The following is a 12,192-nucleotide window of genomic DNA, read 5'->3' as shown; positions in this document are numbered from 1 at the left end:
CTTTATTCCGTTAACTTAGCGATGGTATCGTCGATCTCCTGGATGTAATCATCCAGCTTGGATACCTCATCATTTGGAACGTCATACTTCATACGGGTCAATTTATCAAAGAGTCCCGTTTCAATCACTCTGGAAATTGGAACCGAAGTATTGACCAGGTGTTTAGCACGGGAGTAAAGATGCAAAATGACCTGCATCATCTTCATTTGTTTTTCCATCGGGACATAAGTATCATCCTTATGATATGCGTTTTGCTGCAAGAATCCTACACGGATCACCTTTGCTGTTTCGATAATCAGTTTTTGATCGTCAGGAAGAACATCTGCACCAATCAACTTGACGATTTCCATCAGCTGATTCTCCTCTTGAAGCAGGGAGTTGATCTGCGCCCGGCACTTCATGAAATCCTTGTCCACATGTTCCTGATACCACGGAGTGAGATCGTTGATATATTCGCTGTAGCTGGTCATCCAATTGATGGCAGGATAATGACGGCTGTAGGCAAGTGATTTATCCAGCGCCCAGAAGCAGCGAGTAAAACGTTTGGTATTCTGTGTAACCGGTTCGGAGAAGTCAGAACCCTGTGGTGAAACAGCGCCAATAACAGTGACCGAACCCTCTTTTCCGCCCAGTGTTTTCATATAGCCGGCTCGTTCGTAGAATTCGGAAAGACGGGACGGCAGATAGGCTGGGAAGCCTTCTTCCGCCGGCATTTCTTCCAGACGTCCAGAAATTTCACGCAGCGCCTCAGCCCAACGGGAAGTTGAATCGGCCATAATAGCCACATGATATCCCATATCCCGATAATACTCAGCTAAAGTAATGCCGGTATAAATGGAAGCTTCACGGGCAGCTACGGGCATATTGGAAGTGTTGGCAATAAGCACAGTGCGATCGGTCAGGGGACGATTGGACTTGGGGTCAATGAGCTCACTGAACTCCTCCAATACCTGGGACATCTCATTGCCGCGCTCACCGCAGCCGATGTAGACAATGATATCGGCGTCGCACCATTTCGCCAACTGATGCTGGGTCATAGTTTTACCAGTGCCAAACCCTCCAGGAATGGCGGCCGTACCGCCCTTGGCAATAGGGAGGAGACTATCAATGACACGTTGACCGGTTATCAGCGGACGGCTAGCAGGCATACGTTCTGCTACAGGCCGCGGAACACGGATAGGCCATCGGTGACACAGGCTAAGCTCTTGTTCACGTCCCTTTTGATCTTTGATCTTTACCACTGTATCGTGAATTTTATATTGGCCGTTGGGAGCAACCCATGTCACTTGTCCAGCCATATTGGGCTCTATCGTACAGTAGTGGGTAATAAGAGCTGTTTCAGGACAAGAGGCATATACACTGCCGCCTGATACCTGGTCACCCGGTTTTACCTCAATGGTTACGTCCCATAACTTCTCTTCGTCTAGGGCGGAAATATTACAGCCTTCCCCAATAAAAGCGCCCTCTTCTTCCGCAACGCTGCGCAGAGGACGTTCAATGCCATCAAAAATATTGCTGATGATGCCCGGGCCCAGTAGGACGCTCATGGGTGCTCCTGTCCCTTTCACCGGCTCACCAGGACGAAGACCTGTAGTCACCTCATAAACCTGAATGGTGGTAAATTGATCGGTGATGCCGATCACTTCGCCCACAAGTCCTTTGTGGCCGACATACACCATCTCCAGCATAGAAAACGCTTTGGTGTCCTTGACCGTTACAACTGGGCCGTTGATACTATATACTACATTCTTTTCAGCCAACTAGCTCACCTCCAAGAGATTAGGTTTCTGCCGTCACCGCCAGACCAGAATGCTGTGCAAACCAAGCTTTCTGGTCATTGAGGCGAGTATCCAATGTGTCGTCAATTACAAGGCCCAATTCCTGGCACCGGATGCGCATCCCGCCCAAAAGAATGCTTTCATCCTCTTGAACCGTCGCACGTCCTTCAAACACCTTGGCAACCATGTTGGCGAACTTCATATCGCTGGGGCGCATCGAGAGGATAATATCGCCTTTTGGAAAAACCGATTTGGCATTGGATGCAGCTTTGACCAAAAAAGTCTCATAATCAGCCGACTGCGTAAATGCCGTCAAATGCTTTTTGGCTTCCTCAAACACCCGTTTTGTGATGTTCTCTCTCTGCATCAGGGTTTCCCGATGCAGACTAATCTCCTTTTGAGAGAGCTCACGCCGGATGGACGTACGCATTTGAGCCATCTGCTCCTGAATCATATGATAAGCTTCGGTCAAAGCCTCCGTCTCAGCCTTTTCCATTTCAGCTTTGTTGTACTCTTCCACTTCGGCCAGGATGCGGGAACGTCTATCTTCCGCATCCTTATTGATGGCTTCTATGAATTTGCTTAGTTTTTCGTCTTGCTGCTGTATATCCATAACGCAAAACCTCCCTTGAATCCCCAGCAAGGCGGGGGAAAATGTCCTACAGCTTTACGCCGATCGCTTCTCGGACATAGCGGGTAATGGAATCCTCTTCCCGTCCTGAACCGTGGCGGTCCGGAATCTCTACAATCAATAGGCGGTGCTGATTGAGCTTGATGTCATAGACCAAGTCGGGGCAGAGGCTCACAAGCCTTTGGGTCACTAAAACCACGCCAATGGTAGGATCGTCGACCGCTTCTGTCAAAGCTTTTTGCACCTCTTCCGGCTCGTGGGCGATGACGCCCTCAATGCCAGCGAGACGCATACCGACTAGGGTATCGATGTTGTCGCTGATCACCTGAAATTTCATACGGGTTCACCGACTTTCCTGCAAACTCAGATTGGTTTTCAATATTAGGTAAAGAGGATCAAGATGGAGACGACCAAGCCGTAAAGGGCAATACCTTCACCCAATGCAACGAAGATCAAAGATTTTGCAAAGTTCTTCTGATCCTCCGAAGTGGCTCCGATAGCGGCAGGTGCAGCAGCGGCTACCGAGATACCACCGCCGATACCGGAGAGACCAACTGCCAAAGCAGCGGCAATGTAACCAATGCCTTTGTCCGACATTCCACCTTCAGCAGTCTGCGAAGAGGTGGTAGTAGGAGCAGCAGCATCCTCAGCGGGAGCGGCCGAAGCCATGAACGGGGCAGCGGCACACAGCAGGGCCACTGCGGCAAACGCGATCAGATTAACCTTTACAGCCTTTCTGGCACTGCCTGTCTTCTTCAGACTACGCAGGGAAAGGACAAATGGGATAGCCACTGCGGCCAACACGACCAGCGCAAATACGACGTACATAACATTTCCTCCTTAATATAACAGAAAGTAGGGGACAGGCTTCTTTCTTACTCCACATTACGTAGGTTCTTGACTGTGCGGAACGGACGTCCGCCACCTTCATAGAACCGGCTAAACATTTCGTAGTACTCCAGCCTGAGGACCTGAATCCCGACAAGCAATCCTTCCAGTGCGGACACAATTACATTGCCGATGATTGCAGTTATTGTGTATCCGATAGGACCAAATAGGCCGGCGATCGTAAAGACCACCATCATCATACCGGCGTGCACCAACGCAAATGCGCCTACGCGCAAAAAGGAGAGGGTGTTTGTAAAGTAGCTCAAGAGGAATTCAAACATCTCAAAGAAGTTCTCGACGATGTACCCTCCAATTTGTTCCGGCATCCAATTTTTCTTGCCGGAAATCAGATCACTGAGCGGGCCGCGGAAGAAGATACAAAACAGCGGCAAAACGATCAGTAGAAGAATATAAGCCACATTCATTACCGGGATCTGCAGAACCATTTGAAGCAGCGCACCTACAATCAGCGAAGTATAAAATACCAGACCGGCAACACCGCTGGGACCAAACAATCCAGCTTCAAAATCCCGTCTTCGTAAAGCGGAGTAGATATTGAGGATCATTGAGACAATGGCCATTAAAACGCCTAATCCGACGGCCGAGAGGAGGATAATAATAATATGTTCTCCCTCCATCACCTTAAAGGGTTCGACGCCGAGGAGGTTTTCATATACGCCGTCTAAAACGCCCTCAAAGCCAAAAACTTCACCATAAATCAGACCAAACAGGGAAGAAAAAATACCGACGCGCATTAGGATAGGACCTAACTTCATCTTCATTTTCTTCCACATGAAGGCGCCTACGCCTATGACCAGTAGCCCTTGGCCAAAGTCGCCAAACATAATGCCGAATAGAATAGCATACGTAATGGCCACAAAACCCGTGGGATCGATTTCCCGATAGGACGGCAGGCCAAACATATCCACAAACATTTCAAATGGTTTGGTAAGCCAGCTGTTTTTGAGACGGGTAGGGGGATTGGCTTCCGCCTTGGGATGAATAGGATCCGGATCCTCCGGCGGATCGACAATACACTGTGTATCATCCAGCTGATCATAGTGAGCTTTTAGTGCTTTCGCCCTCTTGGCTGGGATCCAACCAATGACGTGATACAACCCGCCATGTTTTGCAGCGCAACGTTTGAGATTAAAAATGTCGCTGAGATGAAGTAGATAAGCACCGATCTGTTCTACCTGATCTCGTTCCTTTTGCCAGAGATCCTTCATTTTCTGGCGGTATTCCTCTAACTTTTTTTCATTGAGTTTTACCGCCTTCTGAAGTTTTTCAATCCCTTCTCTAGGAGTGCCATTGACGCCTGGTACCCTCAAACGTTCAAAGTACAAGTGAGAAAAAATCCGATCAATTTTATCCGCATGATCCTGAGGACAAAAATAGACGCCCCAATAATGGGTGTTATCCGTAGAACAAGGGATAAAAATCAAATAGGGATTGCTGGCATAGGCCTGCAATTTTGGATAACTATCTCGTGGGATACGGCCAAAACGAACCTTAATAAATTCGCTGGAAAAGACTTGATCCAGCCGTGTGTCCAGTTCCTTAAAATGCTCCAGCTGAGAGATATAGAGTTGATCCCTTGCAATGGCATCTTGCAGCGTTTTTTGTTGAGATGCCAGAACGCTAAACTGTGTTCCAACATCATCAATGTAACTCTCTATTTCGCTGATCTCCATCGGAGTTACTTCTCGATGCTCAATATCGATCGGTGGGGAATTTGCCTTGGATAAATCGCTTAACAGCTGCAACTTCTGGGTGTAAGGATTTTCTTCATTGATGGATGTGTAACCGCTGGTATCGTCCAAAAAGGCCATGGTCTTCTCGGGATGGAAGTCCTCATTTACCAGGACTTCCACATCCCGATCAAAGTTTTCCATCTTTCCCAGTAGGTTGACGAGCATCATCTTTTCAACCGCCATTTGTGCTCACCCGCCTTTGTTTATGAGTTTTCCAAAATCAGCATTTCTCTGATCTGGTCTTGGCTTAACTGATATCGAATTCCTTCGATAATATTAATAATATTGTGAAGTTCTATCCGAGAAAAAATACTGTAAGCCGCAAAGATAGAAGACGGATTCACTGAAAAGTGCAGCATGTGAATGGCCTTCTGGAATAGGATCTGCTGAAAACGCTGTTCATAATATAAATAGTCCTTATCTTGCGGCATCTTTTTACCATATTTGCTCTTTTGGAAAATGCGTAGTACTTCATCTGCCGATTCCGCTGCCAGCATATCGTCCAAAAGTTTAGGCGTGATATAAAGCCAATGGGAGATCAAGCACGACCGGATAAATTGAGGGGAAAGACTAAACCCTTTTTTCAACCGGACAATGCGCAAAACATTTTCCAGTTCTGCCTCCATGCTGTAAAGTTCTATCAATTCCCTGCGGGCCGTTCCATGGGTATTCTCTTTGATCAAAGAGAAGATTGTATCGTAAAGATACGTATTGAGTGTAGTCTCAATACCTGTAAAATCCAATGGCTGACCGTCCTGAGGTTTATACTTCTTGAGCATGGCCGCATATTCTGTATCCGCCAGAACCGTAAGAATTTCATCGAAACTTTTACATTTTGCTAATCCGATCAAGTTAATCTGTGTGTGATTGGCAAAAAAAGTAGGGAGGCGAAACAGATATTCATCTTCTCTACCAAAAGACAAAAGCCGTAGGCAATGTAGAAGTTGTTCAATCTCGTTGCGGCGGATGATAATCTTATAAAAAAAACTTTGACCTGCAAACTCAAATGCACAGAGAGAAGAAAAATCTTCAAACTGGCGACGATGAAGCAGTTCTTCTAACCTCCCGCGATGGACATCTGTATTTTTCACTTCATCCAAAATAGAGCTGTAGTCAGTGTTGTTCTTCAAATAAAGAGCCGCTTCTCCCACCGACTGACAGCTTAACAAATCGCTATAGTTTTGAGCCGTAAGGCGGCGGCCGAATTTAGCCATTACCTTTGCCCAAATGGTATTGTTGGATAAACTACCAAGCATCGTGACCTCCAATCCACCGCCTAAAAGCAGACGGCAAAAAGTACTTATAGGCCGTGCTCCAGCGAGCAGGCCGACTAGTCTTTACTGCGCTATGGTTTGGGACACGATCTGTTCAACCCAAGCGTCAAAATTTCTCTTGCAGGTATCATCCAATTTTTGACGAATGGCCTGATACTTCTTGAGGGTAACTTCCCATTCCTCGTCTGCAAACTCATGTTCTTTTTTCTCGATCTGGCTGATCTTTTCCTTTGCACGGTTGAGATATTCCGCTTTCAGAGTCCTTTTCCGATCCTCAATGGAAACCTCTGCCTGAACACGCATGGATGAAGCATCTTCCGTCAATTGTCTTGCCTGCTCATCCATTTCAAGGATTCGACGAATGGTATCCTGCATAGTAGCATCTCCCTTATAAACACAAATATAAAGCAAACGCGAAACAACCTTTTTTCTCTATTGTAACACCATTAAGAAAGGTTCATCCTCCATAACGCTGCCGTAAATAGAGAGGGAGAACGAATAACGTTCTCCCCAGATCGATTGGCTAAAAAAATGGATCTGGGGTTCTTTTGATTTTCTACTACCAGATTATATACCCATTTTTCTGCGATTACAATATGAAAAGCATAGACAACCTTAGTCACAAAACAACAAAATTTTGTTACAAAAGCTGGAACTATCTCTAGTTTTTCAAGCTCTGAAGCGGGGCCGGGATGCGGCCGCCTCGATGTATAAATTGAGCAGGAGAAGTGGTGTTGACCGGCATAATGGGTCCTTCTCCCAACAAGCCTCCAAAAGAAAGTTCTTCTCCAGCTTGTTTACCAATAGCTGGAATGACACGTACTGCTGTGGTTTTGGAATTGACCATACCAATGGCAGCTTCGTCGGCAATGATAGCCGAAATAATCTCTGCCGTAGTATCTCCTGGGATAGCAATCATATCCAATCCCACCGAGCATACTGAAGTCATAGCCTCCAGCTTTTCCAATGTCAAACAGCCCGAACGTGCAGCATCGATCATGCCGGCATCCTCTGTTACGGGAATAAACGCACCCGACAGTCCGCCCACATGCGAAGAAGCCATAGCTCCGCCCTTTTTAACGGCATCGTTGAGCAATGCCAAAGCAGCCGTTGTTCCGTGTGTCCCACATTGTTTCAGGCCCATTTCTTCCAGAATGTGGGCTACAGAATCGCCTACCGCCGGGGTAGGAGCTAAGGAAAGATCTACAATACCAAACGGTACGCACAATCTTTTCGACGCCTCTTTCGCCACCAATTGACCCATTCTTGTAATTTTAAACGCAGTGCGTTTGACGGTATCAGCCACTTCAGTCAAGTCACAGTCAGGGCTCAACTTCTGCAGCGCGGCGCGCACCACACCAGGTCCGGATACCCCTACATTAATCACACAATCCGGTTCGCCCGCACCATGGAATGCACCCGCCATAAAAGGATTATCCTCCGGAGCATTGCAGAACACCACCAGCTTTGCACAACCGATACAATCGCGATCCGCTGTAATTTCCGCCGTCTGGCGGACGATTTTACCCATCATAGCCACTGCATCCATGTTGATACCAGTTTTTGTGGAACCGATATTGACCGATGAACACACATGTTCTGTCACTGAAAGGGCTTCCGGGATGCTTTGAATCAGTGCATAATCGCCGGCGGCAAATCCCTTCTGAACCAAAGCCGAATACCCGCCAATAAAGTTAACTCCTACTGTTTGGGCGGCTTTTTCCAATGTCATGGCAAAGCGGACGGTATTCATGGTCTGACAGCAGGCGGCAATCATAGCGATGGGGGTAACGGAGATCCTTTTGTTGATGATTGGAATTCCGTACTCCTTTTCAATGTCTTCTCCAACCTTTACCAGATCCTTGGCATAACGGCAGATCTTATCGTAAATTTTGGCGCAAGCGGCCTCTACATCAGGATCGCAGCAATCCAACAGCGAGATGCCCATCGTAATTGTCCGGACATCCAGATGTTCATTGTTGATCATATTAATGGTTTCTAAAATATCACGAGCGTTTAACATAACAGTCCTCCAATTCAAAAAAACAGTGGGATATCAAGACTTGTCTTAGATGCGGTGCATGGAATTAAAGATATCCTCGTGCATCATCCGAATGGAAAGACCCATATCTTCTCCAAGCTGCCTCATGCGGTCAGATAATTCGGTAAAGGGAACGCTGCACTTTTCCATATCCACCATCATCGTCATGGCGAACAAATCCTGTAACACCGATTGTGTTACCTCAATGACGTTTACATCGGTTTCATAGCATAAAGTGGTTACCTTGGCCAGAATTCCCATCATATCTTTTCCAATTACACTAATGACAGCGCGCATAATAAAAAATCCTCCCTCATTTGGCTTGGTCACGGTGCCCCGATCGTTTGGCCGATCGCAAGACACATCCGTTTCTAATTATGCATTTTTGTCAGAATTTTGTCAAGTTTTTTGCTAAGCCTCCAAAAGCCCTTTTTATTTGCTTTCTGAATCCAAATATTTGTCCTGTCGTTTTTAATTTTCTTTGGATCAAATACATGCATTTATCGGATTTTTATGTTATAATAGAACTAGTATTTAAATAGGTAGAAAGATCAGCGCCGGAAGAGGCACTATATGTAGAAAGAGGGCATGACCAAAATGAATCAACGCCAGATCAGCCGGATCAATGAACTGGCTAAAAAAAGCCGCGAGATCGGCTTAACTCCGGAGGAAAAAGAGGAGCAGCATGAGCTTCGTAAACAGTATATTTTGGCATACCGCCGCAGTTTGACGGCAGCCTTAGATAATATTGTCATCGAGAAGGATGGCAAAGAAATTCCCCTTTCCAAAAAGGAATCCATAAAAAGCTAAAATTGGGCATGATTGCGCCTTGACAAATGGGCATATGCACAGTATAATTTCTGCTGTGCATATGCCCATTTGTGTTGTATGGGAGGTGGAGTATGCCGCGGATTTCCAAATGTAGACGCGTTTGCGCTGAGCCAAAATGTCGATTGTTCCTTCCGGGCACCGGCGGCCAGCGGGAATGCGTCGTTATCAATGTGGAGGAATTGGAAGCACTGCGGTTGTGCGATCTGGAAGGCTTGGATCAAGAGGAAGCGGCGCGGCACATGGATGTATCACGTGGGACAGTTCAACGCATCCTAACGGCAGCCAGGAGGAAGGCGGCGCTTGCTTTGGTCGATGGAAAAAGCATCTCGATAGAAGGCGGTCATTATACTGTCACCGATATGCGCTTCCAATGCAGCCAGAACTGTATGCAATGTCCCTATCGATGGGGCGAAGATTCTACTACTCAGAAAAAGTAGGGAATCCTTATGTACGCTGTATTCCGGCCGGCGGAGGGGACAGCGTGAATTTTTTGAATCAAGTGATAGGCCGTCGGAGATTGGAGAATTACAATGAGTGAATCTTGTTCTCATGACTGCGGATCTTGCAGTAGTAATTGTTCGGAGCGTCAGTCCAATCCGGCTGATTTTTTGGAAAAGCCCCATGAAATGAGCAATATCAAAAAAGTCATCGGCGTGGTAAGCGGCAAAGGGGGCGTAGGTAAATCTCTGGTTACATCCCTGATGTCAGTGCTTATGAATCGCCGTGGCCATCGCACCGCCATCCTGGACGCTGATATTACAGGCCCGTCTATCCCCACCATATTCGGCCTGCGTGAAAAGGCAACTGGCAGCGATTTGGGGTTATATCCGGTTCGTTCCCAGATGGGCATCAGTGTTATGTCTCTCAATCTTTTGCTGGAAAATGAAAGCGATCCCGTTGTGTGGAGAGGCCCTGTCATCGCCGGCACAGTAAAGCAGTTCTGGACAGATGTCATTTGGTCGGATGTTGACTACATGTTTGTGGACATGCCTCCCGGAACGGGCGACGTTCCATTGACAGTATTCCAATCCATCCCGCTGGACGGTATCATTGTGGTTACTTCTCCTCAGGAACTGGTGAGTATGATTGTGTCCAAGGCCGTAAACATGGCACGATTAATGAATGTCCCGATTTTAGGCATCGTGGAAAATATGAGCTATGTGGAATGCCCTGACTGTAAAAAACAAATCAAAGTATTTGGCGAAAGCCATATCGAACAGACCGCTGCTGAATATGGATTATCGGTTCTCGGTAAGATTCCTATGGATCCGGCTCTTGCTAAAGTGTGTGATGCGGGTGCCGTCGAACTGTTTGAAGGTGACTGGTTGGATAGTGCTGCCGACAAATTGGAAGAACTCGCATAAAACAGCGTGTAAAGTCATATAGCTTCACAGAGAAAAATCCCCCTTTTTCAACAAAAGGGGGATTTTTCTCTGTTTTATTGGCAATGTACGCCCTTATAAAGCTTTCATCATACGAAAATCCGTTGTTTTTTGTCGCCCCATGTCGCTGTAAAGTAATTCGCTTGTCAGAAGAAACCCCATCTTTTTATAAAAACGCTGGGCTCTTTGATTCTGTTCCAATACCCAAAGCGATGCATAAATACATCCCATCTGTTTTAATTCTGTCAAAACCCACTGCATCAAAGGAGCGGCTATACCTTTTCCCCAAAAATCAGGTAGAAAGTAAAAAGATACAATTTCGCCTGTCCTTTGATTATCATATGGTTGATCGCTGAGTCGGTAAGTAACACAGCCCGCAGGCCGACCATCTGTTTCTAAGACGGCCGCATATAAACTTTCTCCAATCATCTTCTGAAAGGGACTGATCCAGCGTTGGGAATCCATGGTATCCAGAAAGTCGTCGTCGAGCATGCCTCTATAACACACCATCCAGCTTTTGTAGTGGATATCATTTAATATCTGCACATGCTGCGCAGAGGCTTGGTAAATGGTATACTGCATTCTTTGTTCATCTCCCTTTCTGATTTCTAGGTTATTCTATTTTACCATGGATTCAAGGAAAGGACTAGTAAGTATTCGGTTAAGTGGTTCCTTTCTGGGAAAAATTGTGGTATGATAAATACCGCAAAGGAGGGATCGCAACCATGTCATACCAATTTATGGCTGACACACATACCCATTCTGATAGTTCCCCTGATGGAATCGATCCGCCTACCAGCTTGTGTGAACGAGCGGTAAAACGTGGATTGGTAGCCATCGCCATTACAGATCATTGTGAAATGAATAGTTTTTATCAGGATCATTACGATCGCTCTCTTCGCCAAGCTGTGTTTGAAACCGTCAAGGCTCGGGAGGTATTTCGCGGCCGGGTAAAGGTACTAGTGGGCGTTGAGATGGGGCAGGCTACTCAAAATTATGCCTGTGCCGAACGTGTGGCCCAGACTCCTATGATGGACTTTGTCCTGGCTTCGCTGCATAACATCCGCGGCAAACAGGATTTTTATTATTTGGATTATAAAAAGGAAAATATCAAGCGTCTGCTTGAAAGCTATTTCTCGGAGATGCTGGAACTGGTACAGTGGGGCCATTTTGACAGCCTCGCTCACCTGACATATCCTCTGCGGTATATACAAGGTGTCCACGGTATCCCGGTCGACTTATCTCCCTATCGTGATCTGATCGACGACATTCTTCAGACCCTCGCTTCCCAAGAAAAAGGGTTGGAGATCAATACCTCTACTCTGGACTCCCCGCTGGCATCCACAATGCCGGATCTCAAAATTATCCGCCGTTTTAAGGAATTGGGAGGGGAGATCATCACCGTAGGATCGGACGCCCATCAATCGGCTCGTGTAGGCTTTGGTATCGAAAGGGGAATGGATCTGGCAAAGCAAGCCGGATTTACCCGAGTGGCCTATTTTGAACAGCATAAACCTGTGTTTTTATCTCTCAACTAATTGCATCTAGGAACATGTTGCGCTATAATAATGCAAATTCTCTGTCTTCGGCAGGGGTTTTAATATCAAAACACT

At 46.5% G+C, this 12,192-nt stretch carries 14 protein-coding genes; 4 read left to right on the top strand and 10 right to left on the bottom strand.

Annotated features, from left to right (window positions below; all coding sequences use genetic code 11):
- Nucleotides 1-2 precede the first annotated feature (2 nt).
- From C12CBH8_RS05755 to C12CBH8_RS05715, 9 genes are all read right to left on the bottom strand, one after another.
- The gene (locus C12CBH8_RS05755; RefSeq protein ID WP_090266343.1) at nucleotides 3-1,760 is read right to left on the bottom strand and encodes a V-type ATP synthase subunit A; all 1,758 of its coding nucleotides are present in this window, start codon (nucleotides 1,758-1,760) and stop codon (nucleotides 3-5) included.
- Between the two features lie 19 nt (nucleotides 1,761-1,779).
- A complete protein-coding gene (locus tag C12CBH8_RS05750; protein WP_090266341.1) occupies nucleotides 1,780-2,391 on the bottom strand; it encodes a V-type ATP synthase subunit E in 612 nt (203 codons plus the stop codon).
- A 46-nt stretch (nucleotides 2,392-2,437) separates the two neighbouring features.
- On the bottom strand, nucleotides 2,438-2,746 hold the full coding sequence (locus tag C12CBH8_RS05745) for a V-type ATP synthase subunit F (RefSeq protein WP_090266340.1): 309 nt from the start codon (nucleotides 2,744-2,746) through the stop codon (nucleotides 2,438-2,440).
- 44 nt (nucleotides 2,747-2,790) lie between these two features.
- Nucleotides 2,791-3,237: an ATP synthase subunit C gene (locus tag C12CBH8_RS05740; RefSeq protein ID WP_090266338.1), complete on the bottom strand. Its 447-nt coding sequence runs from the start codon at nucleotides 3,235-3,237 to the stop codon at nucleotides 2,791-2,793.
- A 47-nt stretch (nucleotides 3,238-3,284) separates the two neighbouring features.
- Nucleotides 3,285-5,234 (bottom strand): V-type ATP synthase subunit I, encoded by a 1,950-nt coding sequence (locus C12CBH8_RS05735; protein WP_099321957.1) that lies wholly within the window; start codon nucleotides 5,232-5,234, stop codon nucleotides 3,285-3,287.
- Nucleotides 5,235-5,254: 20 nt separating this feature from the next.
- Nucleotides 5,255-6,319: a V-type ATPase subunit gene (locus C12CBH8_RS05730; RefSeq protein WP_215533744.1), complete on the bottom strand. Its 1,065-nt coding sequence runs from the start codon at nucleotides 6,317-6,319 to the stop codon at nucleotides 5,255-5,257.
- A 69-nt stretch (nucleotides 6,320-6,388) separates the two neighbouring features.
- Nucleotides 6,389-6,700, bottom strand: coding sequence for a hypothetical protein (locus C12CBH8_RS05725; RefSeq protein WP_215533743.1), 312 nt, complete (start codon nucleotides 6,698-6,700; stop codon nucleotides 6,389-6,391).
- A 286-nt stretch (nucleotides 6,701-6,986) separates the two neighbouring features.
- Nucleotides 6,987-8,348 (bottom strand): PFL family protein, encoded by a 1,362-nt coding sequence (locus C12CBH8_RS05720; protein ID WP_090266332.1) that lies wholly within the window; start codon nucleotides 8,346-8,348, stop codon nucleotides 6,987-6,989.
- A 45-nt stretch (nucleotides 8,349-8,393) separates the two neighbouring features.
- Entirely contained in the window at nucleotides 8,394-8,663 is a 270-nt protein-coding gene (locus tag C12CBH8_RS05715) for an ACT domain-containing protein (RefSeq protein WP_090266330.1), read from the bottom strand.
- Nucleotides 8,664-8,963: 300 nt separating this feature from the next.
- On the opposite strand from C12CBH8_RS05715, the gene C12CBH8_RS05710 reads away from it, so the two are divergent.
- The 3 genes from C12CBH8_RS05710 (at nucleotide 8,964) to C12CBH8_RS05700 (ending at nucleotide 10,561) form a co-directional block, all read left to right on the top strand.
- Nucleotides 8,964-9,176 carry a DUF896 domain-containing protein gene (locus tag C12CBH8_RS05710; protein WP_090266328.1) on the top strand — a complete coding sequence of 71 codons (213 nt, stop codon included), beginning with the start codon at nucleotides 8,964-8,966 and terminating at the stop codon, nucleotides 9,174-9,176.
- 92 nt (nucleotides 9,177-9,268) lie between these two features.
- Nucleotides 9,269-9,634, top strand: a complete 366-nt coding sequence (locus C12CBH8_RS05705) for a DUF134 domain-containing protein (RefSeq protein WP_090266327.1) — start codon at nucleotides 9,269-9,271, stop codon at nucleotides 9,632-9,634.
- Between the two features lie 93 nt (nucleotides 9,635-9,727).
- The gene (locus C12CBH8_RS05700) at nucleotides 9,728-10,561 is read left to right on the top strand and encodes an Mrp/NBP35 family ATP-binding protein (protein ID WP_215533742.1); all 834 of its coding nucleotides are present in this window, start codon (nucleotides 9,728-9,730) and stop codon (nucleotides 10,559-10,561) included.
- A gap of 93 nt (nucleotides 10,562-10,654) precedes the next feature.
- Here the strand turns inward: C12CBH8_RS05700 and C12CBH8_RS05695 are convergent, their stop codons facing one another.
- Complete coding sequence (locus tag C12CBH8_RS05695) at nucleotides 10,655-11,161, bottom strand: GNAT family N-acetyltransferase (protein WP_215533741.1); 507 nt, start codon at nucleotides 11,159-11,161, stop codon at nucleotides 10,655-10,657.
- 143 nt (nucleotides 11,162-11,304) lie between these two features.
- Here C12CBH8_RS05695 and C12CBH8_RS05690 point away from each other — a divergent pair, with 143 nt between their 5' ends.
- A complete protein-coding gene (locus C12CBH8_RS05690) occupies nucleotides 11,305-12,117 on the top strand; it encodes a histidinol-phosphatase HisJ family protein (RefSeq protein WP_090266321.1) in 813 nt (270 codons plus the stop codon).
- Nucleotides 12,118-12,192 lie beyond the last annotated feature (75 nt).

This window comes from Solibaculum mannosilyticum, assembly GCF_015140235.1.
GTDB classification, from domain to species: domain Bacteria; phylum Bacillota; class Clostridia; order Oscillospirales; family Acutalibacteraceae; genus Solibaculum; species Solibaculum mannosilyticum.
The sequence above is the reverse complement of the archived record's forward strand: the minus strand, read 5'-3'. Positions and strand labels throughout refer to the sequence as shown.